The 26,956-nt window shown below is 40.3% G+C and carries 22 protein-coding genes and 1 tRNA gene; 8 read left to right on the top strand and 15 right to left on the bottom strand.

The features are described 5' to 3' along the window. Window positions 1–8: 8 nt before the first annotated feature. From ABWV72_RS02495 to pnp, 5 genes are all read right to left on the bottom strand, one after another. A complete protein-coding gene (locus ABWV72_RS02495; RefSeq protein WP_216046505.1) occupies window positions 9–1,067 on the bottom strand; it encodes a CNNM domain-containing protein in 1,059 nt (352 codons plus the stop codon). A gap of 5 nt (window positions 1,068–1,072) precedes the next feature. Continuing rightward, window positions 1,073–3,127, bottom strand: coding sequence for a S9 family peptidase (locus tag ABWV72_RS02490; RefSeq protein ID WP_353368526.1), 2,055 nt, complete (start codon window positions 3,125–3,127; stop codon window positions 1,073–1,075). Between the two features lie 165 nt (window positions 3,128–3,292). Further along, entirely contained in the window at window positions 3,293–4,630 is a 1,338-nt protein-coding gene (locus ABWV72_RS02485) for a M14 family zinc carboxypeptidase (RefSeq protein WP_353368524.1), read from the bottom strand. A 126-nt stretch (window positions 4,631–4,756) separates the two neighbouring features. Then, on the bottom strand, window positions 4,757–5,065 hold the full coding sequence (locus tag ABWV72_RS02480) for a DUF1244 domain-containing protein (protein WP_216046502.1): 309 nt from the start codon (window positions 5,063–5,065) through the stop codon (window positions 4,757–4,759). Between the two features lie 85 nt (window positions 5,066–5,150). Then, window positions 5,151–7,262 carry a polyribonucleotide nucleotidyltransferase gene (pnp, locus tag ABWV72_RS02475; RefSeq protein WP_216046501.1) on the bottom strand — a complete coding sequence of 704 codons (2,112 nt, stop codon included), beginning with the start codon at window positions 7,260–7,262 and terminating at the stop codon, window positions 5,151–5,153. Window positions 7,263–7,572: 310 nt separating this feature from the next. On the opposite strand from pnp, the gene ABWV72_RS02470 reads away from it, so the two are divergent. Together ABWV72_RS02470 and ABWV72_RS02465 are read left to right on the top strand one after the other, a co-directional pair. After that, window positions 7,573–8,307, top strand: coding sequence for a transporter family protein (locus ABWV72_RS02470; protein ID WP_342808119.1), 735 nt, complete (start codon window positions 7,573–7,575; stop codon window positions 8,305–8,307). Between the two features lie 171 nt (window positions 8,308–8,478). Next, window positions 8,479–9,750 (top strand): O-acetylhomoserine aminocarboxypropyltransferase/cysteine synthase family protein, encoded by a 1,272-nt coding sequence (locus tag ABWV72_RS02465; protein ID WP_303499850.1) that lies wholly within the window; start codon window positions 8,479–8,481, stop codon window positions 9,748–9,750. 134 nt (window positions 9,751–9,884) lie between these two features. On the opposite strand, the gene ABWV72_RS02460 is transcribed toward ABWV72_RS02465, so the two are convergent. The 7 genes from ABWV72_RS02460 to ABWV72_RS02430 form a co-directional block, all read right to left on the bottom strand. After that, window positions 9,885–9,969, bottom strand: a tRNA-Leu gene (locus ABWV72_RS02460). A 22-nt stretch (window positions 9,970–9,991) separates the two neighbouring features. Next, window positions 9,992–10,339, bottom strand: coding sequence for a preprotein translocase subunit SecG (gene secG / locus ABWV72_RS02455; RefSeq protein WP_216046498.1), 348 nt, complete (start codon window positions 10,337–10,339; stop codon window positions 9,992–9,994). A 9-nt stretch (window positions 10,340–10,348) separates the two neighbouring features. Beyond that, window positions 10,349–11,074, bottom strand: a complete 726-nt coding sequence (tpiA, locus tag ABWV72_RS02450) for a triose-phosphate isomerase (RefSeq protein ID WP_353368662.1) — start codon at window positions 11,072–11,074, stop codon at window positions 10,349–10,351. Between the two features lie 118 nt (window positions 11,075–11,192). Beyond that, on the bottom strand, window positions 11,193–12,533 hold the full coding sequence (gene glmM / locus ABWV72_RS02445; RefSeq protein WP_216046497.1) for a phosphoglucosamine mutase: 1,341 nt from the start codon (window positions 12,531–12,533) through the stop codon (window positions 11,193–11,195). A 4-nt stretch (window positions 12,534–12,537) separates the two neighbouring features. Then, a complete protein-coding gene (gene folP, locus ABWV72_RS02440; RefSeq protein WP_216046496.1) occupies window positions 12,538–13,365 on the bottom strand; it encodes a dihydropteroate synthase in 828 nt (275 codons plus the stop codon). A gap of 94 nt (window positions 13,366–13,459) precedes the next feature. After that, complete coding sequence (ftsH, locus tag ABWV72_RS02435; RefSeq protein ID WP_353368519.1) at window positions 13,460–15,403, bottom strand: ATP-dependent zinc metalloprotease FtsH; 1,944 nt, start codon at window positions 15,401–15,403, stop codon at window positions 13,460–13,462. A 104-nt stretch (window positions 15,404–15,507) separates the two neighbouring features. Next, on the bottom strand, window positions 15,508–16,137 hold the full coding sequence (locus ABWV72_RS02430; protein ID WP_303499846.1) for an SAM-dependent methyltransferase: 630 nt from the start codon (window positions 16,135–16,137) through the stop codon (window positions 15,508–15,510). A gap of 94 nt (window positions 16,138–16,231) precedes the next feature. Here ABWV72_RS02430 and yhbY point away from each other — a divergent pair, with 94 nt between their 5' ends. The 5 genes from yhbY (at window position 16,232) to ABWV72_RS02405 (ending at window position 20,166) form a co-directional block, all read left to right on the top strand. Beyond that, window positions 16,232–16,528, top strand: a complete 297-nt coding sequence (yhbY, locus tag ABWV72_RS02425) for a ribosome assembly RNA-binding protein YhbY (RefSeq protein WP_216046493.1) — start codon at window positions 16,232–16,234, stop codon at window positions 16,526–16,528. A gap of 224 nt (window positions 16,529–16,752) precedes the next feature. Further along, the gene (locus ABWV72_RS02420) at window positions 16,753–17,313 is read left to right on the top strand and encodes a GNAT family N-acetyltransferase (protein WP_353368516.1); all 561 of its coding nucleotides are present in this window, start codon (window positions 16,753–16,755) and stop codon (window positions 17,311–17,313) included. After that, window positions 17,300–18,106: an SAM-dependent methyltransferase gene (locus tag ABWV72_RS02415; RefSeq protein ID WP_342808108.1), complete on the top strand. Its 807-nt coding sequence runs from the start codon at window positions 17,300–17,302 to the stop codon at window positions 18,104–18,106. The genes ABWV72_RS02420 and ABWV72_RS02415 overlap by 14 nt, the downstream gene beginning before the upstream one ends. A gap of 114 nt (window positions 18,107–18,220) precedes the next feature. Continuing rightward, window positions 18,221–18,442, top strand: coding sequence for a hypothetical protein (locus ABWV72_RS02410; RefSeq protein ID WP_216046490.1), 222 nt, complete (start codon window positions 18,221–18,223; stop codon window positions 18,440–18,442). 2 nt (window positions 18,443–18,444) lie between these two features. Continuing rightward, the gene (locus tag ABWV72_RS02405) at window positions 18,445–20,166 is read left to right on the top strand and encodes a tetratricopeptide repeat-containing diguanylate cyclase (RefSeq protein WP_342808106.1); all 1,722 of its coding nucleotides are present in this window, start codon (window positions 18,445–18,447) and stop codon (window positions 20,164–20,166) included. A gap of 51 nt (window positions 20,167–20,217) precedes the next feature. Here the strand turns inward: ABWV72_RS02405 and ABWV72_RS02400 are convergent, their stop codons facing one another. The 3 genes from ABWV72_RS02400 to ABWV72_RS02390 form a co-directional block, all read right to left on the bottom strand. Continuing rightward, a complete protein-coding gene (locus ABWV72_RS02400) occupies window positions 20,218–21,006 on the bottom strand; it encodes a peptidoglycan-binding protein (RefSeq protein WP_353368513.1) in 789 nt (262 codons plus the stop codon). A 200-nt stretch (window positions 21,007–21,206) separates the two neighbouring features. After that, entirely contained in the window at window positions 21,207–21,689 is a 483-nt protein-coding gene (locus ABWV72_RS02395) for an FKBP-type peptidyl-prolyl cis-trans isomerase (protein WP_303499840.1), read from the bottom strand. Between the two features lie 27 nt (window positions 21,690–21,716). Further along, the gene (locus ABWV72_RS02390; protein WP_353368510.1) at window positions 21,717–24,104 is read right to left on the bottom strand and encodes a Lon protease family protein; all 2,388 of its coding nucleotides are present in this window, start codon (window positions 24,102–24,104) and stop codon (window positions 21,717–21,719) included. Between the two features lie 244 nt (window positions 24,105–24,348). On the opposite strand from ABWV72_RS02390, the gene leuS reads away from it, so the two are divergent. Next, the gene (leuS, locus tag ABWV72_RS02385) at window positions 24,349–26,952 is read left to right on the top strand and encodes a leucine--tRNA ligase (RefSeq protein WP_353368508.1); all 2,604 of its coding nucleotides are present in this window, start codon (window positions 24,349–24,351) and stop codon (window positions 26,950–26,952) included. Window positions 26,953–26,956: the final 4 nt, after the last annotated feature.

Below are 26,956 nucleotides of genomic sequence, written 5' to 3'. Positions count from 1 at the left end.
TCTCTACTTTATTTTTGTTCTTGCTGTTGGTTAAACAATTCCCGTTCACGCCGTTTCCACATGAGCCTTGCAACTTTTTTCATACTAACGTGCTTATCTTTCTCATCGACAATTTCGAAACCTAAAAGACTCTCAAGCAAATCTTCTAAGGTCAAAATACCATCCATACCACCATACTCATCAACCACTAATAGTATGTGCGAACGTGATTGCAGGAAATGTGGGAAGGTTTCCGCAAGATTTGTGCTACTCAGCAGAGCAACCATGTCTTTGCGATATTCTGAAAGCAATTTAGACCCATTGCCCCGCGCTTGCGCTAATATCAAATCTGATTTGAGCACGAAGCCACTGATTTTTTCAGGCTCTTCGTCTTCATACACAGGAATTCTCGAATACACTTCAGTTGCATGTTTATGATAGAAGGTTTCAACAGTCATATTTTCAGACACTTTAAATACCACAGTCCTGTGGGTCATCGCATCCCGGACTTTTAAGTCATCTAAACTCAGTAAACTCTGCAGTATATTGGCTTCTTGGTGATCCAATAGTCCTTCGTGTTTAGATAATTCGGTCATTGCGTGGAGTTCTCCACGACTCAGTCCTTTCAAAGGACTTTCTTCGGTGAAGCGACTGGTTAACGCATTCGCCATTTTTACAAAGGGGTACAAAATCCAAACCAGATATTTCAGAAAATAAGCTGTAATTGGCGCAAGTTGACGCCAATAAGTCGCTCCTAAAGTCTTAGGAATGATTTCTGAGAACACTAATATCAACAAGGTTAATATTGCCGACGCCGCACCTAGGTACGCATCGCCAAAAACCACTGCGGCTTGGGCTCCGGCTCCAGCGGCCCCCATAGTATGGGCAATGGTATTGAGAGTTAATATCGCCGCTAGCGGTTTATTAATATCGGCGGTTAAATCATGTAAAATCTTCCCTGATTTTTCGCCTTTATTCATGGATACAGATATGTATGCTGAAGAGATACTTAAAATCACCGCTTCAGCTACCGAGCATAAAAAGGAAAATCCCAGTGCAACAACTACGTATATTATTAGTAGCACCATAAAAATTAACTATCGCCCTCTTTTTTCGGTTTATGTTGCTCAAACCACCACAAAATGTATTCTACCTTAGCCATCAAATTACTCGGTTTACGGTAAATACTATGGGAGGCATTTGGAATTCGAACCATCGCACTTTCCACACCTTGAATTTTTAGTGCCTGATAAAACTGCTCTGATTCAGATATGGGGGTTCTATGATCCGACTCGCCAGTTAATAACATAGTTGGTGTAGTCACATTGCCAACATAACTGATAGGTGAATATTTCATGTATTCGTTTAGATTATCCCAAGGTTTTCCACTAAACCAATATTGATAAAAGAATGGATAGAAATCAGCAGTTAACACAAAGCTGTACCAATTAATCACGGGCTTAGCTACTACCGCGGCAGCAAAACGTTGAGTGTGTCCAATTGACCATGCTGTCAGAGTGCCACCACCAGAACCACCGGTAATAAATAGCTGCTCAGTATCGATAAAGCCTTTTTCAATCAGGCTATCAACTCCAGACATCAAATCATCGTAATCTTGACTCGGATAATTTTTATCTATGCTATGAGCAAATTCTTTTCCGTAACTAGAACTACCACGAGGATTGAGATACAAAACAACGTTTCCTGCCGCGGCAAACAATTGTATTTCCATTGAAAAATGCGGTCCATAAGCAGTCACAGGACCACCATGGATCTCCAAGATTAATGGGTATTTTATGCTCTTATCGAAACCAGGAGGATAAGCTATCCAACCTTGAATATCTTGATCATCTGCACTCGATTTAAACCAAATCTCTTCAATCTGGGCCAAGGTTTTATGGCCTAACGCATCATCATTGAGGTGGGTTAATTGCTTGGTTTGTTTATTATCTACAATGCCTACATCAGCAGGCCGCAAAGGATTGGAGTATGAAATCGCTACTTTGCCATTTTCACTAACTGCAAACTCTGCACCTGTGTAAGGTCGGCCATACGATTGGCCTCCTAATTTATCAGACAAAATGCTACGTTTATCTGCAGATTTTAGGGATTGCATGGCTAAAATTGTTTTGCCTTTGTCATCATATTGGATATACAGATTTCGACTTTTCTGATCCCAGGCGATAGCGTCTATACTGCGATCCAGTCCTTCTGATTGGAAAATAGTTTCACCATCTGAAAGTTGTTTAACATACACTTTAGCATTGTCATAATTTTTACGTTGGTCATCAAAACCAATATATGCAATGTATTTCCCATTCGGTGACACCTTAGGACTAGTGTCAGGACCATCACGATCAGTCACCTGCTTTATCGAACTATCGGTAATTGATAAAGCATAAATTTCACTATTTAGTGGCTCAAATTCGCGATTCTCTGAGCGATTGGCGGAAAAATATATGAATTGACTATCTTTACTCCAGCTTAAGTCACCACCATTATCAAACTCATCATTGGTTAACTGTCTGGGCGTACCACCGTCGGCGGATAAGATAAATAATTCGGTTGTCCCCGGAACGCTGTAGCCCCCACCATCAAATCGGTAATAAACATCATCAATATAAATGGCCTGCTCTGCCCATTTTGCCCCAGGTGGTTTACCAGAAAGGCTAACCGGTGATTTAGGTTTGCCATTTACGAACATACTAAAGGCGATGTATTTTCCGTCAGGAGACCAACTCAAACCGCTAGGAGAAGAAACCAAATTAGTCAGTTTTGCTGTTTTACCGCTTTCTAACCAAGTCACATAAATCTGAGGTTTACCAGTTTGAGTCGAGATATACGCGAGTTTACTGCCATCGGCCGATAAAACCGGGTTGAAATCTAACTGTTCGCCAGTAGTGACCGGAAGCATAACGCCAGTTTTAGTATCTACAGACCAAATATTGCCAAGCTTCCTGTCGCTTTGAATATCCATAAAATGACGGACAAAATATACTGTTTTGCCATCTTGGCTTATGCTTAAGTCTGCCGCATACTCAATATCAAATATATCCTGAGACTTGAGCACCTCTATCTCGGTTTTCGCATTAATTGTTGGAGAGATTAACCCACCAATCAACATAAAAGTGACTATAACTTTTTTCATTTTTATCCCTAACCTTTTTGGGCGAACAAATAGCTTATCGCATTTTCTAAAAAATGCCTTGTAAATACGACATTTAGCTTAAGAAATTTTAACGGTAATGAACGGTAATCAAGACGTTTCTATAGGATTTGCTTAATTATGTATTGATAAGATGAATTCCGACATCTACTCCAAAACGATCAATTTCCCTTCTAATAACGCAGCTTTGACTTGGTCATTAAATAACATTAACCAAGTTGGAGGCATGTTTTTACGCCAAAACCCAGCAGGTTCCGACTCCCCAGGTACTTTAATAATCGGCCAGTCAGTTAATTGATTAATTAAAGATATATCACCACTGAACCGACAAAATCCATTACGTAACAACGATATATATTTATCTTTGTTTAAATCAATAGGTTGGTTTACTTCAAAAGTATTGCCAGGTGCATAGCTAAAGTTATGGGCATTTAATACTTCATAAGCACCTAATTGTTGTAAGTCACCTAATTCACTAATAAGTGCTAGCTTTTGGTGCTGCTGTTTAATCGCCACATCGACACTGAAACTGGCATTTACGGTATCGACGTTCAAGCCCCGTATGATTAGATCGCTCAACCCGTTTTCAATATTAAATGGTAAAGAATTGTAATCGAAATCTAGCACTTTGTTGTATGACTGCTCGGCAATATGATGAATACTATGCAATAAACATAAAAAGTTTAAGCGTCTAGCATTTTGTCTATTTGAATCGTTAAAAGTTGCCCCAGATTCGATTAACACACAAGCAATTCCTTGGCTGCAAGCGAGATCACCAAAAGCCCGCGGTGAATAACTATCTTGATACTTTGCAACCTTTGCAAATAATTCATCGGACATATCTGAAAGCATCGCAGCGATTAATTTCATGGCATTACACCTATGTTCAGGGATACTTTCCTGAGCGTCGCCTGCGGGCGCGAGAAACGCCATTTCTACCGGCTTCAAAGTGTCCTCAATACGATAATATTTCGACTGATCGTGGAGGTTGAAAGCAAAAAGTGGCTTAATATTGTCGAACAATGATTTTAATACTTTACCTTCGGGGGTTTGTAACGCTGCAGCATCTCGGTTTATGTCGATGCCTTGTGCATTTTCTCTAGTTTGCTGCTGTGCACCATCTGGATTTAACATTGGCACTATATGCAAGGTAACTTTGTCTAGAATCTCGTTCAACCAAGGACGTATTTTGTTTTGCTGGAAAAACTGAATTAAATCCAACAAAGCCGCGGTTGCCGTTGGCTCATCACCATGCATTTGTGACCAAAATAAAATCGCTATGTTGCCTTTGCCAACAGTAACCATTTGTATGGGTTGACCTAAATATGAATGCCCCACAACTTGCTTGCTCATAAAATCAGTATCAACAAAAAAGGGGTCGGCAAGGTGTTCCAATACATCTTGGGGAAATACGTGGGGTTTGTCTAATTGAGCAATTCTGGCGCTGCTATAAAGCTGTTCTAATACGTTATTCTCGGGGAACATGCTTACTCCGAACTGTCGTTACTTGTTATGTCTATGTATAAATTAGAACGGTTGACTAGATAATTTAAATAACTTTAGTTGCTAATAAGCATATTCGCAATTAACTAAGTTACCGTCATCAGTAACTTAGTTACAGCCGCCTTTTTGTGCTTGTCTGGCATCAAAAGCCGCTAATTGTTCTGGCGTTGCTTTGGCTTGGTATTTTTCCTTCCACTGTGCGTAAGGAATACCGTATATTTTTTCACGGGCTTGTTCGTAATCGATCTCTATCCCTTTTTCTTGTGCTGCAGCCTTGTACCATTTGCCCAAACAATTACGGCAAAAGTCCGCCAAAATCATCAGATCGATGTTTTGTACATCTTTATTATCATCTAAATGTTTCAACAAACGTCTAAAAGTTGCCGCTTGTATTTCAATTTCTGTTTGTTTATCCATTATAAATCCTGCGATTGATAATCAATTTAGTAAAAATCAAAAAAGGAGCTTAGCGCTCCTTTTTTATGTCATATAAATTTGAAGATTAGTCTTCAGATGGTGCTTCAGCAGCTGGTTTTTCTAACAGCTCTTTGATGCTTAAGCGCACACGGTTCTGACGGTCAATTTCCATTACTTTCACATCGACCATTTGGCCTTCAGAAAGATAATCAGAAACTTTATTCACACGCTCGTGAGCGATTTGTGAAATATGTACAAGACCTTCTTTACCTGGTAACACTTCAACAAATGCACCGAAATCAACGATACGAGTCACTTTGCCGTGGTAAGTTTTGCCCGCTTCTACTTCAGCAGTTACTTGCTCAATTTTAGCAATCGCAATTTCTGCTTTAGCTAATTCAGTAGCAAATATCTTAATAGTACCGTCGTCTTCAATTTCAATATTAGTATCTGACTCTTCAGTGATCGCACGGATCATTGCGCCGCCTTTACCAATAACATCGCGGATTTTATCCTGGTCGATTTTAAGAGTATAGATACGCGGGGCGAATTCAGACATTTCATCGCGGTGACCACCAAGCGCTTCATCCATAACACCCAAGATATGTAAGCGAGCTTCTTTAGCTTGCTTAAGGGCTTTTTGCATGATTTCTTGGGTAATACCTTCGATTTTAATGTCCATTTGAAGTGCAGTAATACCATCAGTAGTACCAGCAACTTTAAAGTCCATATCACCTAGGTGATCTTCATCCCCTAGAATGTCAGATAAAACAACGAAGTTTTCGTCACTTTTCACTAAGCCCATAGCAATACCTGCTACAGAAGCTTTAATCGGAACACCCGCATCCATAAGTGCCAAAGATGTACCACATACTGAAGCCATAGAAGAAGAACCGTTTGATTCTGTAATTTCTGACACAACACGAACTACATATGGAAACTCTGCTTCAGACGGCATAACCGCTTGAATACCACGTTTTGCCAAACGACCATGACCAATTTCACGACGCTTAGGAGAACCAACAAAACCAGTTTCGCCTACACAGTATGGAGGGAAGTTATAATGCAACATGAAGCGACTGCTAGCCATGCCACCTAGTTCATCAATCATCTGTGCATCACGTTCTGTACCAAGGGTAGCAGCAACTAATGCTTGAGTTTCACCACGTGTGAAAAGAGCAGAACCATGAGTTCTAGGAAGAATGCCAGTGTTGACATGTAACGCTCTGATCATATCTGGTTCGCGACCATCAATACGCGGCTCACCAGCTAGTATACGAGAACGTACAACATCACTTTCAAGATCGTGCAGCATTTCCGACACTTCTTTCGGGTCTTGCTCAGGATCAGCTTCTAAAATAGCGGCTACCGCTTTTTCAGTGACAGCAACAACAGCGTCTTTACGCACCATTTTGTCTGAAATCTGATACGCTTCTGTCATGCCAGCTTCAGCTAATTCTTTGATTTTGCTCTTAAGTTCAGTGTTTTCTTCAACAGCTGACCATTCCCACTTAGGCGTCGCAACTTCTGCAGCAAATTCACGTACAGCATTCACTACAGCTTGGCTTTGCTCGTGTCCGTACATTACAGCACCAAGCATCACTTCTTCAGAAAGAATACTAGCTTCTGATTCAACCATAAGTACTGCACTTTCAGTACCAGCTACAACCAAATCTAATTCGCTTGTTTCAAGTTCTGAAGTTAGGGTATTTAGAATGTACTCACCTTCTTTGTAACCAACACGTGCAGCGCCAACAGGTCCGTTAAATGGAATGCCTGAAATCGCAAGAGCCGCAGAAGTACCAATTAGAGAGATGATATCGGTAGGAATTTCTGGATTAGCAGAAACAACGGTAATGATAATTTGAACTTCGTTCATGAAGCCGTCTGGAAATAGAGGACGGATTGGACGGTCGATCAAACGTGCAATAAGTGTCTCACTTTCAGAGGGACGACCTTCACGTTTAAAAAAGCCACCTGGTATTTTACCAGCAGCGTATGCTTTTTCTTGGTAGTTAACCGTTAATGGGAAGAAGTCTTGCCCAGCTTTGGCATCTTTTTTACCAACAACACTGACTAATACAGAAGTATCGTCCATGCTGGCCATAACCGCAGCGGTTGCTTGACGAGCAATTACACCCGTTTCTAGCGTTACAGTATGTTGTCCATACTGAAATGTTTTAGTAATAGGAGTCACTATTTATCCTTTTTAATATTTTCTTATATCGCTTTCAAATGCGGCGCATAGTATAGCTATATGAAGGGCAAATCGACAGTGAAATTTATATTTAATCTAGGTTAATTTACGTTTTTCGGCATTTTTACTGATTAACTTCGTTCAAATAACAATAAGCAGAGGATCACTAAGCAATAGTTGAGTGATATATTTTAAACCTTGGTCTAAAGTAATAAGTAAATCTAGGTCGAAACCGCAAATTAGTTTTTGCACTAATAGTTATTTAGATTACACTCTCAGTTAGTCATAAAAACGTAACAAAAATGTAATAATGTCATCAATCAAGCGAACAAAGTTATCATTTAAAATTCTGTTTGTACTTTGTATTAGTTTTAATGCAAATGCGAATAACACCAGCGGTGTGACTGGTCCAATAGTAAAACCCAACGATCAATCCTTCCAATTTCGTGCTGCTTACACACCAAGTGAAGATGGTGAAAGAGAACAAATGGTAGCAAGAATGAACGTTCAAAAATCGATTAGTGATTCTGTGCGATTACGCTTAGTTGGTCAGGTACGAGATACTACAGGAAGCTATGAACTTGACTCTATTTCAGCCGATTTGTTATGGCAATTTCAGCACAAAGAGGATGGAATATGGGACAGTGCCGTTCGATTTGATATAAAAACTCGCAAAGCCCATCGAAGTGAAGGCTTATCGTTCAAATGGACGAATAGGTGGTCATTTGCTCCTAAATGGGCTCTGACCCAAGTACTTTCGTTTAGTTGGGATATAGGTGGTGACAACCCTGCCACTGGAACCTATTTAGAATCGCGCACTGGCATAACCTTTAAAACCGACAAAAACCTCTCATTAGGGCTCAGTTCCTTCAATCAGCTAGGTAAAATTGGTGATTTTGGTAGTACAAATCAATATAGCCACCAAATTGGTCCCTCGATTTCTGGCAAGGTAGAAGGCATTTCATATTCAGTTAGTTATTTAGCCGGCGTTTCCAGTGCCGCCAGAGATAACGTTTTTAGAATATTTATCGGAAAATCCTTTTAATTAATCATCTGTCAATCACTGCAGATTTCAATTGGCAGGGTTATTAATTACCTTCTAACGGTTTTGAATGATTAATAACTAAATCGATTTTACTGGTAATACTTCCTTAACTATCATAAGTTTTCCAAATACTTAAATAAGTAGATCACCTCAACCTTACAGAGAAAAATAATGAAATTAGAGTCAATAGCATTACATGAAGGGTATAAATCAGAAGAAACCACTAAAGCCGCTGCGGTTCCAATATATCAGACCACCTCTTATACGTTTGATGATACACAACATGGCGCAGATTTATTTGACCTTAAAGTTGCAGGAAATATCTACACACGAATAATGAATCCAACAACTGACGTCCTTGAGAAGCGCGTCGCAGCAATGGAAGGTGGTATTGCTGCGGTCTGTGTATCTTCAGGTATGGCAGCCATTACCTACGCGATTCAATGCATCTGTGAAGCCGGCGACAACATTGTAAGCACAAGTCAATTGTATGGCGGTACTTATAATCTATTTGCCCACGCTTTGCCTCGTCAAGGTATCGAAACTCGCATGGTTTCATATGATGATTTTGATAACTTTGAAAAATCCATTGATGATAAAACTAAAGCGATTTTTTGTGAATCCATCGGCAACCCAGCAGGTAACGTGGTTGATATTAAACGCTTGGCAGAGATTGCCGACAAGCATGGTGTACCATTAATTGTTGATAATACAGTTGCCACCCCCTATTTATGCAGACCCTTTGAATTAGGCGCTCATATTGTTGTGCATTCACTCACCAAATACATTGGTGGACACGGAACGTCAGTAGGCGGAGTTATCGTTGATTCCGGTAAATTTGATTGGGTTAAAAACAAACAGCGTTTTGCAATCCTAAATGAACCTGATCCATCTTATCACGGTGTGGTGTATACCGAAGCCCTAGGTCCGGCAGCATACATAGGTCGTTGCCGTGTGGGTCCACTTAGAAATACCGGTGCAGCAATATCTCCTTTAAATTCATTTCAAATACTACAAGGATTAGAAACCCTTGGTTTACGGATGGATCGCCATTGTGAAAATGCAGAAAAGTTAGCGGCTTATTTACTCAAACACGATAAAGTCGAATGGGTGAACTATGCAGCCCTACCTGATAGTCCTTACCATGAGAACTGTAAAAATATCACTTCAGGCAAAGCATCTGGCGTCTTGAGTTTTGGCATCACTGGCGGCCTTGAAGCAGGCACCAAATTTATCGATGCATTAAACATGATCCTACGCCTAGTGAATATTGGAGATGCAAAATCATTGGCTTGCCATCCAGCATCAACGACCCATCGCCAGCTAAACGAAGAAGAACTGGCTGCTGCGGGCGTTAGCACTGATTTAGTCAGAATTTCGGTGGGTATTGAGCACATCGATGACATCATTGCCGATGTTAGCCAAGCTCTAGATAAAGTATAGAAGCCTGCAATTACTCTTAGATCCTTAAAGCGTTATTTTGGTTAAATTAAAATAGCGCTTTTTAATCCAAGCTAAAATGTTAAGTTTAGGCACAAAAAAAAGGCCACAGTAATTACTGTGGCCATTTTTATATTTGGTGCGGATGGAGAGACTCGAACTCTCACGGCCTAAGCCACAGCCCCCTCAAGGCTGCGTGTCTACCAATTCCACCACATCCGCGATGTTTAATTTAATCTAATACTTAGTTAGGGATCTCGTTTGATTCTTTATTATTTTCTTGGTTTGGAATATCAGAATCTACTGGCTGTTCAATTACCCCTAAGTTCTCAAATTCATCAACAGATTGGCTTTTATCAGCAGTTTGATTTCCTAAAATCAGACTAATCACGAAAAACAAAGTGGCTAGAATCGCTGTAGTTCTAGTCATAAAATTACCAGAGCCAGTAGAGCCAAAGACGGTATTTGAACCACCGCCACCAAAAGATGCGCCCATATCTGCACCTTTACCTTGTTGTATTAGGACCATACCTATCAACATCAAAGCAACTACTAAGTAAACAACTATCAAAATTTCGTAAAAATACGTCATGTTATGTCTCTAACCTTTTGCCGCTAAGCAAATATTTAAAAATTCCTGTGGTTCCAAACTGGCCCCACCTATCAACCCGCCATCAACATCGGGTTGTGAAAACAATTCATTGGCATTGGCCGCTTTAACACTGCCACCATACAAAATACGCAAACCACCGGCAACACCAGTGTCTAGCTTACTCAAATACTCACGAATAAATGCGTGCACTTCTTGAGCTTGAATAGGGCTTGCCGTTTTACCAGTGCCTATCGCCCAAACCGGTTCATAAGCAACAACAATATTGTCAAAGTTAGCAATTCCAATCACATCAATTACAGCATCTATCTGCCTTTGGATATGATTAAAAAACTCACCACTTTCACGCACAGCTTCTGGTTCACCTACACACAATACTGGAGTTAAACCATGTTCTAAAGCCACACTCACTTTTTTCGCAACTAGGGCATCACTTTCGCCATTATCAGTTCTTCGTTCAGAATGACCGACCAGCACAAAGTCACAATTTAGCGCTTTAAGCATTGAACCTGACACTTCACCAGTGTGCGCGCCAGAATTAAATTCGCTTAGATTCTGTCCACCAATTGTTCCGTCAAAGTGTTCAAAAGCGCTTAGAAACGGAAACGGAGGACATACCAAAACATCGACTTCCTGCAAACTGGCACCATTAAGAGTGTCCATCATCTGCTTGGCAAGTTCGATACTGCCATTCATTTTCCAGTTGCCTGCAACCATAGGGCGACGTTTGTTCTGCACTTTAATCTTCCTTAGCCCAGCGAAAAAGCGGGCGAGATATTAACTAACCCTAGTAAAATATACAAGTAGGCTAGCGTTAATTTATGATGCTAAATAGCTATTTGGTTAATTTACGCACTGCATCTGCAATAAATTCAGCCCAATTAGTCGAATCTTCTTGTTTTTCGGCCTCTACCATTACGCGAATAAGTGGTTCAGTACCACTTTTTCTTAACAACACTCGGCCGGTTTTACCCAAATTTGTTTCAGCTTCGATTACAGCTTCTTTAACTTTAGCGTTTTCTAACGGATTCTCGCCTTCCTCAAATCTAACATTCACCAATGTTTGAGGGTACATATCCATACCTGAGCATAATTCATGGAGACTCATTTGAGAACGCAACATTGCAGTAATAACTTGCAAACCGGCTAATATTCCGTCACCTGTAGAAGTAACATTTAAATTGAGTACATGCCCTGAGTTCTCACCACCAATTGCCCAACCACGTTCTTGCAACAATTCCATTACGTAGCGATCACCGACATTACTTCTTACAAAAGCTACACCTAGTTTGTTTAAGGCAATCTCTAACCCTAAATTACTCATTAAGGTGCCAACCACTCCTCCATTCAAACGTCCCGATTTTAATGAATCTCGGGCAATGATATAAATGAGTTGGTCGCCGTCAATAATGTTACCTTTGTGATCCACCATCATAATGCGGTCACCATCACCATCTAAGGCAAAACCTAAATCTGCGTTGTGTTCTAACACGCTTTCCTGAATCGCTTTCATTGAGGTTGCTCCCACCCCTTTATTGATGTTTAAACCATCGGGAGTAGTACCAATTTCAATAACTTCAGCGCCTAGCTCCTCCAGTACATTCGGAGCTATATGGTAGGTCGCACCATGGGCGCAATCGACCACTATTTTTAAACTTTTGAGATTCAGATCAGAGGGGAAGTTACCTTTACAAAACTCGATGTATCGACCTGCAGCATCTTCGATCCGATAAGCCTTACCTAATTTATCAGAGGCAACGCATACCATAGGTTTTTCCATTTCCTTTTCAATAGCTAGTTCTATTTCGTCATCTAATTTATAACCATTAGCGGAAAAAAATTTTATTCCGTTATCGTAAAATGGGTTGTGAGAAGCACTGATTACAATTCCCGCTTCAGAACGAAAAGTTTTGGTTAAATAGGCTATAGCTGGAGTTGGCATCGGACCGAGTAGCCCAATATTAATGCCCGCAGCGGATAAACCAGCTTCCAAACAAGACTCAAGCATATATCCAGATATCCGTGTATCTTTACCGATCAGTACTTTGTTTGTACCTTGGCCTGCTAGCACCTTTCCAGCCGCCCAACCTAGCTTCATTACAAACTCAGGATTGATCACACTTTCGCCAACTTTGCCGCGAATACCATCTGTACCAAAATATTTTCTTGAGCCCATTACATTAATCCTTATACGCACTCAACGCTAATACTACTTTTACAGCATCAACTGTTTGTTTGACATCGTGCACTCGCAAAATCGATGCACCTTTAGTTAACGCTATTGTCGCAGCTGCTATACTGCCAGCTAATCTTTCGTCAACTTCTCTATCGAGTAGATTTCCAATCATCGACTTACGTGAAACGCCAATCAACATTGGTAAATCCAATTCTTTCATTTCTTCAAGTCTATCAAGTATTTGATAATTATGCGGTAATGTTTTACCAAAACCAAATCCAGGATCAATCATTAATAACGATTTTGGAATTCCTGCTCGCAAGCACTGTTCTATTTTTGATTGTAAAAATGCTATAACGTCGTTAACCACATCATCATAAGTTGGTGCCTGTTGCATATTTTTAGGTTGGCCTTGCATATGCATTAAACAGATTGCGGCACCCGTTTTAGCGGCGGCTTTTATTGCCCCTTCTTCGGATAATGCGCGGATATCGTTGATCAGCCCTGCCCCAGCATCAACGGCATGCTTCATAACTTGAGGTTTACTGGTGTCAATCGAAACTACGACATCAAAATTAGCATGGATAGCCTCAATCACTGGAATGGTGCGATCAAGTTCTTGTTGAACACTGACATCTTGAGCACCGGGTCGAGTCGATTCTCCTCCAACATCTATAAAATCAGCGCCTGCTGAGATCATTATTTCTGCTTGAGTTAGCGCATTGTCAAGACCCACATATTTACCGCCATCGGAAAATGAATCTGGAGTAACGTTCAAAATCCCCATCACTCGAGGAATAGTTAAATCAATGTGTTTATCTTTAAACTGCATAACGTAATTTACACACTACAAAAATGGGATAGTAAATACAAAAAAGGTCGAGTCAGCACTTGTCTGAGTCGACCTAATTTTAATAAGTAACGATTTAACTAGTTATATCGCCTGGCTTACCAACGGTTGGAGGAGGAGTACTTTTATCCTCATCCACGCTAACTGTAGCACCACCAGTGGGTTTGTCATCGGAACCTGGGTCACGACTATCCCAATCAGCAGGTGGTCTTACAGGACGACGAGCCATTAAGTCATCAATTTGCTTAGCATCGATGGTTTCATATTTCATCAAAGCATCTTTCATAGCATGCAAAATATCCATATTTTCGTTCAAGATATTCTCTGCACGTTCATAATTACGATCGATGATTGATTTGATTTCAGCGTCAATCGCACGAGCTGTATCATCGGACATATGCTTAGCTTTAGACATGCTACGTCCAAGGAACACTTCGCCTTCTTCTTCAGAATAAAGCATTGGTCCCATCTTGTTAGATAGTCCCCACTGGGTCACCATCTTACGGGCAATATCAGTGGCTCGCTCAATATCATTTGAAGCACCAGTAGTGACACCTTCTTCTCCAAGGGTCAGTGCTTCGGCAATACGACCACCAAATAAACTAGAAATCATACTTTCTAAATGCTGCTTACTGTGACTGTATTTATCTTGTTCAGGTAAATACATTGTCACACCTAAAGCCCGACCACGGGGAATAATAGAGACCTTATAAACCGGGTCGTGTTCTGGAACCACGCGACCAACAATCGCATGACCAGCCTCATGATAAGCAGTATTGGTTTTTTCTTCTTCAGACATCACCATAGATTTACGCTCAGCGCCCATCATGATTTTATCTTTCGCCTTATCGAACTCTTCCATGGACACAACACGTTTATCAGAACGTGCCGCAAACAATGCAGCTTCATTAACGAGGTTAGCTAAATCAGCCCCTGAGAAACCAGGTGTGCCTCTTGCAATAAGTGAGGCTTCAACATTGTCACCAATAGGAACTTTACGCATATGTACTTTAAGAATCTGTTCACGTCCGCGAATGTCTGGTAATCCAACCACTACTTGACGGTCAAAACGACCTGGGCGCAACAACGCAGGGTCAAGTACATCTGGGCGGTTAGTTGCCGCGATGACGATAATTCCTTCGTGACCTTCAAATCCATCCATTTCAACCAACATTTGGTTCAATGTTTGTTCACGTTCATCGTGACCACCGCCTAAGCCGGCACCACGTTGGCGACCAACAGCATCTATCTCATCAATAAAGATTATGCACGGTGCTGATTTTTTAGCCTGTTCAAACATGTCACGTACCCGAGAAGCACCAACACCAACAAACATTTCAACAAAATCTGAACCTGAAATAGTAAAGAACGGTACTTTAGCTTCACCTGCAATGGCCTTAGCTAGTAGTGTCTTACCGGTTCCAGGAGGGCCAACCATCAACACACCTTTAGGTATTTTACCGCCCAATTTCTGGAATTTAGTAGGGTCTCTTAAGAAATCGACTAACTCAGATACATCCTCTTTTGCTTCATCACAACCAGCTACATCAGCGAAAGTTGTTTTGATTTGGTCTTCACCTAACAAGCGCGCTTTGCTTTTGCCAAAAGACATTGCTCCACGACCACCGCCGCCTTGCATCTGACGCATGAAGAATATCCACACACCTATTAGCAATAACATTGGGAACCAAGAAATAAAAATCTGAGATAGGAATGAAGGCGTTTCAGGCGGCTTGCCTTCAACTACAACACCATTGCTAATCAAATCGTTCATTAAATCAGGGTCTGTGTATGGAATATAAGTTGAAAACACGTCTCCGCTGGTTGTAGTACCAGTGATCTCGCCTGTTTGTCTGTCTATGGTTGCTTGTCGCACAGTTTTTTGATCTACATTACGTACAAACGTAGTGTAATCAATTTTCGCCTTGCCTGTTTCGCCTGGCGTAAAACTATTAAACACGGACATCAACACAACGGCGATGACCAACCATAGGATTAAATTTTTTGCCATATCGCTCAACGCTTTTAACCTCTAAAAGTAAAATTCTGTCTGTAGGCTCACGCTTAATTCGATTACTTAACAATCAATCAAGTCTTTGCCCGGTTAGCAGTACTTCAAGAGTACTACAGTTTATATCCTGCCGCTACCAGATAAACCTCGTTTGATTTTGCTTGTGCGTAAATCAGTTCACTGGTATTCACTACGCTAAATGCGTCTTTCAACTCACTATAAAACTCATCAAAACCTTCACCTTTATATGCTTTGACTATAAAAACACCGTTTGGTTTTAATATTTGCCTACATAAATCAAATGCAAGTTCCGATAAATAGGTATTACTTGCTTGCACCGCCGTAGCAGAGCCATTCCCGTTAGTTGTTAAATCAGATAACACTATATCTACGGGTTTACCGCCTATTTTGTTCAAAAGTGTATTAAGTACCGCTTCGTCACGAAAATCACCTTGGATGAAATCAACTTTTTCAATTGGTTTCATATCCAAAATATCACAGCTAAACACTTTACCTGAATCACCAACTAAACTTGCAACATATTGTGACCATCCTCCAGGCGCGGCACCTAGGTCGACAACTCTCATGCCTAATTTGATGAAATTAAACTTCTGTTGGATTTGCTCTAACTTAAAAACATCTTCGAAACAGTCTCCTTGATTTTGTTGCTTTTGAACACTTAGATCATCAAAATGCTCTTTTATCCATAATTTACTGCTTACTGAATACGTCTTTTTTGCCATGCATGTCGTTTCTTATTAGGTATAAAAGCAAGATGGCGTTAGAATAGCTATTTTCAACCGTAAATTATCAATAAAATTGTAAGAAATAATCTAAATGAAGTTATCTAATAAACAGAAACAATATTTAAAAGGCTTGGCCCATCCTTTAAAACCCATAGTACAATTGGGTAATAATGGCCTTACCGAAGGCGTATTAGCTGAAATCGAAAATGCCTTAAGCTTCCATGAACTCATTAAAGTTAAAGTACCTTCTGATGATCGAGAAGAAAAACAACTTATTATGGATGCAATCATTCGTGAAACATCGGCGATTCAGTTGCAGGTAATTGGACACACATTAATTATGTATCGTCAAAGTGAAGAGAAAAAAATCAGTATTCCAAAAGTTTAACTGATTTTTCTGGATTTCATCTATTACCTTTTTGCTAGGTACACTGTGCTGGGATTTATAATTTAGATCCCATGTTAGCCTCCTTGCTCCAGTTCCCCTTCTCATTTCACAGTTTACTGCTTAAATTTTGGGGTATTGGTATTGCCACTAATTACTGTACGTAAAATAGAATGTTTGTGCATATACAAATTCTGTAACAATGTATGTAACTACTTTGCTAATAAATGGATATGGAAATTCTAAAAACACAGTATCAATCGAAAAGATTTCGATTTAAAACACTCATAAATGAAGATCTAGACCTGTTCTGCGAGCTCTATTGCAACGACATTGTCATGGGTAAAATCATGCCCAAATTAACCCGCCAGCAAGCCAAATCTCTATTTCTAGGCATATTAAAAAAGCAACAACAATGTGCAAATGAATTTTGGCGTATTGAATGTATCGTATCGGGACAATCCATAGGTATCCAAGGTTTTATGACCGATAAGAGCCAGCGAAAACACAATGATGCAGAATTCGGGATTCTATTAAGTCCTGAGTTTTATGGTAAAAATATCGCAACTGAATCGGTTACCGCGATGTTATTTTACGGTTTTAGACACTTAGGTCTGATGTCTGCCCACGCCTATTATAATGCGGACAATATCGCTATTCAAAAAATTGCACATAAACTTAATTTCAAAATAGAGGCTGACAATAACCAAGCCAACAAAATGCGTTGTTCTATTAGCAAAGATGATTTTTTAAAATCTAATGAGGATACAAATCTTGTTATCAAATAGCCATAGTGAAAAAGCAGGCAGTATCGTATGTGTGGGTCTAGGAATGATTTTAGGGTCGCATATTGCTCCTTTGTCGCAGCAATTTATACAACAAGCTGATGTGGTTTTTATGAGTGTCACCGATCCTTTAACCGAAGCATGGATTCGTAAAATGAACCCTAAATGTCAAAGTCTGCAAATATTTTACGCTGATGGTAAAGATAGACGAAAGAGCTATCAGGAAATGGTCGACACTGTTATGGCTGAAGTTGAATTAGGCAAAAATGTGGTTGCTGCCTTTTATGGCCATCCAGGTGTTTTTGCTTGGGCTCCTCATAAAATAATCGAACTCGCTAAATTAAAAGGGTATCACGGCCACATGGAGCCAGGTATTTCTGCTGAAGATTGTTTGTATGCAGATATGGCAATAGATCCAGGTCGATGGGGGGCGGTACATCTAGAGGCCAGCCAATTTATGCTATATGAACGTAAAGTGGATGAATCGGCTTATTTAATTCTATGGCAGCTAGGCTTTGTAGGTGATCTCAGTATGTCAAAATATGAAACAGACGCTGCCTACCGTCATCTTTTACAAGAATTATTAACTGAATATTATCCACCGACGCATAAAATAGCGATTTATGAGTCACCTACTCTACCTACCGAAACACCAAGAATTGAATGGTTTCCGTTAAATCAACTAAGCCAGATCAGTGTTGAACATTTTTCTACTTTAGTGATTCCACCGTCTATACCCAAAAAAATTGACGCTGAAATGCATCGAAAAATGAAAAACCTCTCGAAAGTACAATAAAAACCTGAAAAATAGCAGATAGTCCCTTCCACAAGTATGCCAAGTGTTTAATAATACGGGCCGTTTAAATTGTTTATTCATCCGATATTTTTTTAATCAAAATAAGGTGCCAATATGTCAGCGTTACAATTATTAGAACAACTAGCTGTTAACCCCGACTTTAAAAGAGAATTGTCTGAACAGGGACAACATCCTCTAGCCTTAAAAGCTAAAAAAGACATAGAAGAAATGCGTCAAAAACAAGGAAAATTTTGGTGTGCGTTGATGCCAGCAAAAGATGATGAGCAAAAAGAAGAGGAGTCTGAAGAGCAGGAAGACGCACCAAAAGAGAGTTGAAAATGCGTTTTGTTGTAATTTCTGTTGTTTTTTTATTGAGCTTATCGACTCCACTTACGTCGCTTGCAGATGTAACGACGCTGTTGCATAAAGCAGATAAAATAAGAAGTTCTGATTTTAATGCTTTTGAAGCGCTAATGGCAGAGTTGGAAGAAACTGATGAACCATTTGAAACCCAGCAAAAGCATTTCTATCACTTGCTTAAAGGTTATCAACTTACTTTCAACGGAAAAGTGGATGAAGCCATCGAGCTGTATAAAAATATAGAAAGTAGTAATGCTTCGGAAACGTTAAAATTGCGAGCGCTAAGCTCTTTAGTTAATAATTACGCAGTTAAACGTGATTTTTACTTTGGGGCGAAGGCAATTAACCGTTTGTTCGACCAACGTGAAAAAGTACAGGATGAAGAGGCCTTAAACAGTAGCTTTGGCATTGTTGCAATTTTTTATAATCAAGCCCAGCAATACGAATTGGGATTAAAAGTAGCCAACCAACTTTTAGCAAGAAATACAACTAATCGAACTCAATGTTTTGCGCGGCAAATAAAAGTTGAATCAGAATTTGAACTGGCAAAAGTGCTTACTGATTATCAGTATGCGCAAGAAAGTATTGATTTTTGTAAAAGTAACAATGAATTTTTAGTCGCAAATATCATTATTATGACGGTGGCAGAATCATTAACCAACGAAAGTCGCATCAAAGAATCCCTCAAATTATTGCAAGACGCCGAGAAACAGACTGTAGAGAGTAAATATCCACCACTAATTGGTGTATTTTATAGTTTGATGGCAAATAATTATTTACTTTTAGATCAACCTGATTTAGCTAAAACATATGGTTTAAAAGCCTATGACAGTATTCAAAATTTTGGTTTAACCAAAGGCTTAGTAAGGTCATTGGGGGTGTTATATAAAGCTGCCGAAGCTCAGGGCGACTACCAACAAACCGTTGAGTATTTAAAACGATTTAATGAAGCTGAAAAAGCCTATATAGATGACACTAAAGCTCGAGGTCTTGCGTTTCAACAAGCTAAATACGAAAAGTTGGAGCAAGACAATACAATCGTTATTTTAGATAAACAAAATGCACTATTACGCACACAAGCAGAATTAGCCGCCGAACAATCACGTAATAATCGACTTGCCCTTACTTTGGCTGTCTCTCTACTTATTTTGCTATTTGTTTGGTTATATCGCAGCAGAAAAATCCAAATAAAACTGCGAAAGTTGGCAGAGACTGATGAGCTAACGGGGATCAGTAATCGTCACCATTTCAATCATCGAGCGAAAAGAATAATTGACGATGCTGAAAATCAGAAACAGCCTGTTAGCTTTGTGTTGTTTGATTTGGATCACTTTAAAAAAGTGAATGATACTTACGGTCATCAAACCGGAGATTGGGCACTTAAAAAATCAGTAAAAGAAGCAAAATTAGTATGCAGATCAATTGATCTTATTGGCCGCATGGGTGGCGAGGAATTTGGTATTGTATTGCCAGGTTGTAACGTTGATGAAGCTTGTAAAGTTGCTGAAATCTGCCGTGCTGCCATTGCCAGCATCGATACCCACGAAACCGACCATCAATTTAAAATCACCGCTAGTTTTGGTGTTGCTGATGCTTCGACTTGTGGATACAGTTTAGAAAAACTATTTGCTGGTGCAGATACTGCTTTGTACGAATCTAAAGAAAACGGTCGTAATCGGGTTTATCAATTTAACCAATGATAACCCCGCCTCTACCGCAAATCTAAATACGCCTAACTAGGTGCTAACATGTTAAGCACCTAGTTTCTGCCAAGTGGATTTGCCCACAATACCATCTTCTTTCAAACCATTGTCCTTTTGGAACATGATAACGGCTCCTTCCGTGCCCGCACCGAAGTCATTATCAATTGACAGCACATAACCTTTGTCAGCTAGCATCTTTTGTAATTCCCCCACCTTATCACCAAAGGATCCGCGACGAAGAACCACTGCGTTATCGCCATCATTCAACGCTATCCGGATACCTTCAATACCAGCTAAAGCTCGTTTGGCTTTTTGCAGGTATTTACGCCTATCATCTAGACCGTTAGTGCCACCATTTACAAGCTTTGTAACCCTGATTAGGTCGTCGAGATCTGCGGCAGCATTAATTTTTCTGGAACGCCAATATTCACAGGCAATTTTAAGGGAAATGGCCGGATCAGCAGCAATTTGAGGATCATCCTCCAAGGGCAAGTTGAGTTTTTTACCATACTGACGATAATTGGCTCTGCCAGTTAATTGCAACAGTCCACGTCCTTTGTAGCGTTTACCGTCACCAATTTGATCATTACCCAAATCACTCCTGCCTTCATAAGCTGCACCTGAAGCGAACTCTTCGGTGGTTCGAAAACCTGCACACTCATGGGTAACTTGTCCCATGAAATGAGCAATCCGTAGTCTGGTATTAATTTGATAACTGGCTAAGGTTGGCGCGAATATCGCTGAAAGCTGACCAACTATTCGCATTTGTGCTTCTGCTTTGTCACCTGAGAATCGCGGTGCGACCGCCAAGATGAAATCGCCATCCACTGGAATCATGTTAGATGTCCTTATGTAATGAAAACAAAGTGCATTCTAACTGCGATGCATTAATTACCTATCCATGTAAAGTAATGTGTTGTTAAAAAGGATAGGACTTAATTAAGATAGCGTAAATTCGCGAAATCGTTAAATATTTAGCGTAAATTTTTTAATTTACGCTAAATATACTTGATGGCCGTTGAAATGAATAACTTATGTTAGTGATGGTGGCCGCCAACTCCGTGAGCGTGACCATGAGACAATTCTTCATCAGTGGCATCACGTACATCTTCCACTTTTAAATCGAATTTAAGGGTTTGCCCAGCTAACGGGTGATTAATATCCACAGTAGCCATAAATTTACCCATCTTAACAATGGTCACTTCCCTAGCACCGTTTTCAGTTTGCAAAACAGCTGTCATTCCCGGTTTCCATTTTTTAGCCCCTTGCAAATGCTTAACGGAAACCCGCTGTTCTGCATTTTTAATCACTTCACCGAAGGTTTCTTGGGCTGGAAGTTCAACGCTGAACTCATCTCCAACGCTTTTACCTTCTAGGGATTTTTCGATGCCAACCATCATATTGTTATGACCATGCAAATATGCCGCAGGATCACTCGCAAAACTCGTTTCTAACTCGTTACCTTCAAGATCATTAATTCGATAATGAAACTGAACCACTTTATCTTTACTGATTGTCATATTTTTCTCTTACATTTCATTGTGTTGTTAATCTCCGTCTGCACCGTTGACTATTGAAGCTATGTTATACAAGCGATTTACCGCCAAGTAATTCATAGTGCCTTTCGGATAGCGTCCTCTAGAATTTAGCTCACCGGCTTCTTTACCGGTCAACAAAGACAAAGCTTGGTCTACAGTGGCAACGGTGTAAATGTGAAATACACCTGATCTTACGGCTTCGATTACTTCGCTATTAAGCATTAAATTAATATGATTAGAATGCGGGATAATCACACCTTGAGTGCCATTCAATCCGCGATGTTGACAGAGCTTGAAAAAACCTTCAATTTTTTCATTTACACCGCCAATAGTTTGCACTTCACCATATTGATTTATTGAACCCGTAATGGCTAGGTCTTGTCGTGCTGGCACTTCTGTTAACGCTGAGATCAGCGCGACTAATTCACCTAATGACGCGCTATCTCCATCAATATGCCCATACGATTGCTCAAGGGCTATATTAGCAGACAGTGTTAAAGGGAAATACTGCGCATACTTGTTACCCAAATAGCCGGTAAGTAACATAACCCCTTTGGAATGAATGGGTTGGCCTAACTCGACCTCCCGTTCTATATCAACCACGCCATTTGCACCCGCGTACACGGTTGAGGTGATTCTTGCAGGTGTGCCAAAGACACTGTCACCAATTTCCAGAACCGTCAGGCCATTAACTTGGCCAATAGCGGTTCCTTCGGTCGCAATCAATATCTGACCTTGCTTAATATCTTCCAATAATGCCTGACTTACCCGCCCTGTCCTTTCAATTTTTGCCTTTAAAGCGGTTTCGATATGACTAGTTTGAATTTCACTTGAGTTTTCTAAACTGCAAAAATAATGAGCTTCATTAATTAACTCGATCACATCTGAAAAACGTGCAGACAGGTTCTGCTGATGTTCGGCAAGTCGTAAACTGTACTCGACCAAACGGTACATCGCCGAATCAGAAATACTATTCAAACCAAGTGATATCACATGATTGCGTACCCGGCCGACAAAATCATAAAGGGTACGTTTATTGAGCGGTATTTCATGATCGAAGTCGACTAATACACGAAATAATTCATCGAATTCTTCGTCATAATCTTGTAGTAAATAATATAAATCTCTGGACCCCAATAACACCACTTTCACGTTCAGCGGAATTTGTTGCGGATTCAACGTCATAGAATTAACCATTCCCACGTCAAGTTGCGGCAACTCCATTTTGAGCTGTCCAAATTTTAATGCGAGTTTTAAGGAATCCCAGACAAATGGTTGGTCAATCATTTTATCTGCATCTAACAAAAGATAGCCGCCATTTGCCTTATGCAATGCGCCACTTCGAATCATTCGATAGCTGGTGTACATCGAACCTTGCACATTTGTGTATTCAATTTTACCAAATAGACTTTGATGGGTGGGATTCGGTTCGTAAACTACCGGAGCCCCATCGTTTAAATGATGAGATACCAAAATATTAGGTAGGTATTGTTCTTCTAAAACATCACGTTTATCGTATTCATCTTGCTTATCATCTTTAATATCGCCAGCAAGTAATTCAACGATGGTATCGACTAAATGGGATTTCAATTGCCTTAAAAATTTTAGAATGGCTAATTCGTTGGCATACTTGTGCTCTAAGTCTTTTAATAGCGGTTTGATGCCTTGCTCAGCGGTATCACGCTTGAGTTTACGTAACTGTTCAGATGATTGACGTTTCCACTTAGGCAACTCCAACAAAGCTTCACTTAAATAATCCTCTAATTTGTCAATTAGTTGATAATAATGCTGACGTTGCTGATCATCTAATTTAGTGAAATCCGCATCTGTAATCGGTTTGTCATCTACAATTGGTGAAAAACTTATGGTGCCATTTTCTTCAAACAAGGCAACGTTTTTAGATTGTGCATACTGTTCTACCTTATCAATAGCCCTGTCATAACGTTGATCGAACTCTCTAGCAATGGCCGCTTTTTTACGTTGGTATCCAGGGTTATCGTAGGCGGCAGGAAAGGTATCTAAAAGCTCGTCAATTAAGCCCTCCATATCTTTATGTAGCAGCTTACTCTCGCCGGGTTTTAAGCGCAGAACGAAAGGTTCCCTTTCTTCTTCAAAGTTATTGATGTAGCACCACTCGTCTGGTGTAGGGACTTTATCTACTGATTTGGCAATATATTCTTGAACTAGGGTAAACCGGCCCGTGGCATGCTCCCCCATAACATAGAGGTTATAACCTTTGGCTTGTATGCCCAAACCAAAAGACAGTGCTTCTCTGGCTCTTTGTTGTCCGATAAATGTAGCCAACAACGCATTATCGTCGCGCAGCGCTTGATTAATCAAACGACGACTAGGGATTGCGGTTAATTGTTCAACACTAAGTGATGTAGGTTGCAGCATATGTCTATTTTGAAGTTAATTTGGCCACAGTGAAACCTTTATGTTGAATTGTGTCAACTGTCAAACCCCTTAGTAATTTCAGTTTCGGCTAATTAATAATCATACTAACCGTTTTTAATTGCTCTAAACTGCATTTCCGGTTGTTTGCATACGGCTAGCTAAGGTATTCTTGAAGGAATAACATTAAGAAGTCCTTTTCGCTTCTTTTAACAGATAAATATACTATTTTTGGAATTCCGTGTTAATGGCTGACAAACAATACGACCCGCAAGAAATTGAATCAAAGGTACAATCCCATTGGGAACAAAATGACATATTCCGAGCTGAAGAAGATGCTAGTAAGGAAAAATTTTATTGTTTGTCGATGTTTCCCTATCCAAGTGGTCGTTTACATATGGGCCATGTTAGAAATTATACCATTGGCGATGTAATCAGCCGTTTTCATCGTATGCAAGGCAAGAACGTATTGCAGCCGATGGGGTGGGATGCATTTGGACTGCCAGCAGAAAACGCGGCGATTAATAATAATACTGCTCCTGCGAAATGGACCTATTCAAATATTGATTACATGAAGCAGCAGCTCAAATCTCTTGGATTTGGCTATGATTGGAACCGTGAATTAGCAACCTGTAAACAAGATTACTACCGTTGGGAACAATGGTTTTTCACTCGATTATATGAAAAAGGCTTAGTTTACAAGAAAAATGCTACAGTAAACTGGGACCCGGTCGATCATACCGTATTAGCTAACGAGCAGGTGATTGATGGTCGCGGTTGGCGCTCAGGAGCCTTGGTTGAACAAAAAGAAATTCCTCAATGGTTTATTAAGATAACCGACTATGCAGAAGAGCTTCTGCAAGATTTGGAACAGTTGGAAGACTGGCCAGAGCAAGTTCGCACTATGCAAAAAAATTGGATTGGGCGTTCTGAAGGGGTAGAAATTAAGTTTGAGCTTGCCCAAGCAATCGATAATATCAGCGAATTTGAAGTTTATACCACCCGTCCTGACACGCTATTGGGTGTGACTTATGTTGGTATTGCGGCGACTCACCCTATTGCCCTAGCAGCAGCAAATAGTAATCCAGAATTGGCCGCATTTATTGAAGAGTGTAAAAACACCAAAGTAGCAGAAGCGGATATGGCCACTATGGAGAAAAAGGGCTGTGCAACAGGTTTGTATGCAGTACACCCTATTTCCGGTATCAAAGTCCCGGTCTGGGCCGCTAACTTTGTGTTAATGGATTACGGCTCAGGTGCGGTTATGGCGGTACCAGGACATGATCAACGAGATTATGAGTTTGCCACAAAATATAAACTGAATATTACCCAAGTAATTGAACCACTTGATAACAGCGGTCTTACCTGTGACTTAAGTGAAGCGGCATTCACTGAAAAAGGTAAATTAGTTAATTCTGGACATTTTGACGGATTAACCTCAGAACAAGCATTTGAAAAAATTAGTCAAGAATTAGAAACTCAAGGTAAAGGTCAGCGTAAGGTTAACTACCGTCTTCGTGACTGGGGTGTTTCGCGCCAACGTTATTGGGGTTCCCCGATTCCTATGCTGAATCTGGAGAATGGCGAATCTGTCCCCGTTCCAGAACAAGATTTGCCAGTTGTCTTACCCGAAGATGTCGTGATGAATGGTGTTGTTTCACCTATTAAGGCGGATCCAGAATGGGCTAAAACCGAATACCAAGGCCAACCTGCGCTACGTGAAACAGATACCTTCGACACCTTTATGGAGTCATCTTGGTATTATGCACGCTATACAAGTGCACAAAATGATCAAGCCATGTTAGATCCAGCACAAGCAAACTATTGGCTGCCAGTAGATCAATATGTAGGCGGTATAGAACATGCCATATTGCATCTATTGTATTCGCGCTTTTTCCATAAGTTATTGCGGGATGAAGGCTTAGTAGAGTCTAGCGAACCATACAAACGGTTGCTTTGCCAAGGTATGGTTTTAGCCGACTCTTTTTATCGCGAAGATGAAAAAGGCAAAAAGCAGTGGTATTCACCGGCAGATGTGGATACTCAAAAAGATGAAAAAGGCCGAATTGTTAGTGCAACATTAGCCAGTGACGGTAAAGAAGTTGAATTTGGCGGCATGACCAAAATGTCAAAGTCGAAAAACAACGGCATCGACCCTCAACAGGTCATTGATGTTTACGGTGCAGATACTATTCGTTTGTTTACTATGTTTGCTGCGCCACCGGAGCAAACGCTAGAATGGATTGATTCTGGAGTAGATGGTTCTAACCGCTTTTTAAGACGTTTTTGGAAATTGGTGCAAGATCATTTAGCCTTAGGACCCGTTGAAAGTTTATCTGTTTCAACCCTTAGCACTGATCAAAAAGCACTGCGTCGCCATATTCACAAAACCATTGATAAAGTTAGCGATGACCTAGGTCGTCGTCAAACCTTCAATACAGCGATAGCGGCGATTATGGAACTGCTAAATCACCTACAAAAAGCGTCTCAAGATTCAGCCCAAGATCGTGCGTTGTTAGATGAAGGTTTACAGGCAATGGTGCTTATGTTGAATCCTATAACACCGCATATATGCCACGAATTATGGGAACAATTTGGACACACAAGTGAAATTTCTTTTGAAGCATGGCCACAGGCGGATCAGTCAGCCCTTGTTGAAGACGAAAAACTTATCATTGTACAAGTCAACGGTAAGGTTCGAGCTAAAATGACGGTGGCGGCCGACATGCCAGAAGCAGAAGTTAAAGAACTCGCTATTGAGCAACCAAACGTAACCCAATTTACTGATGGTAAAACACTTAGAAAAGTAATTTATGTACCAGGTAAATTAGTTAACATAGTGGCAAACTAATAAG

The organism is Aliiglaciecola sp. NS0011-25, assembly GCF_040370605.1.
GTDB classification, from domain to species: domain Bacteria; phylum Pseudomonadota; class Gammaproteobacteria; order Enterobacterales; family Alteromonadaceae; genus Aliiglaciecola; species Aliiglaciecola lipolytica_A.
Note: the sequence above shows the minus strand (reverse complement) of the source record. Positions and strands in the feature narration are given on the sequence as shown.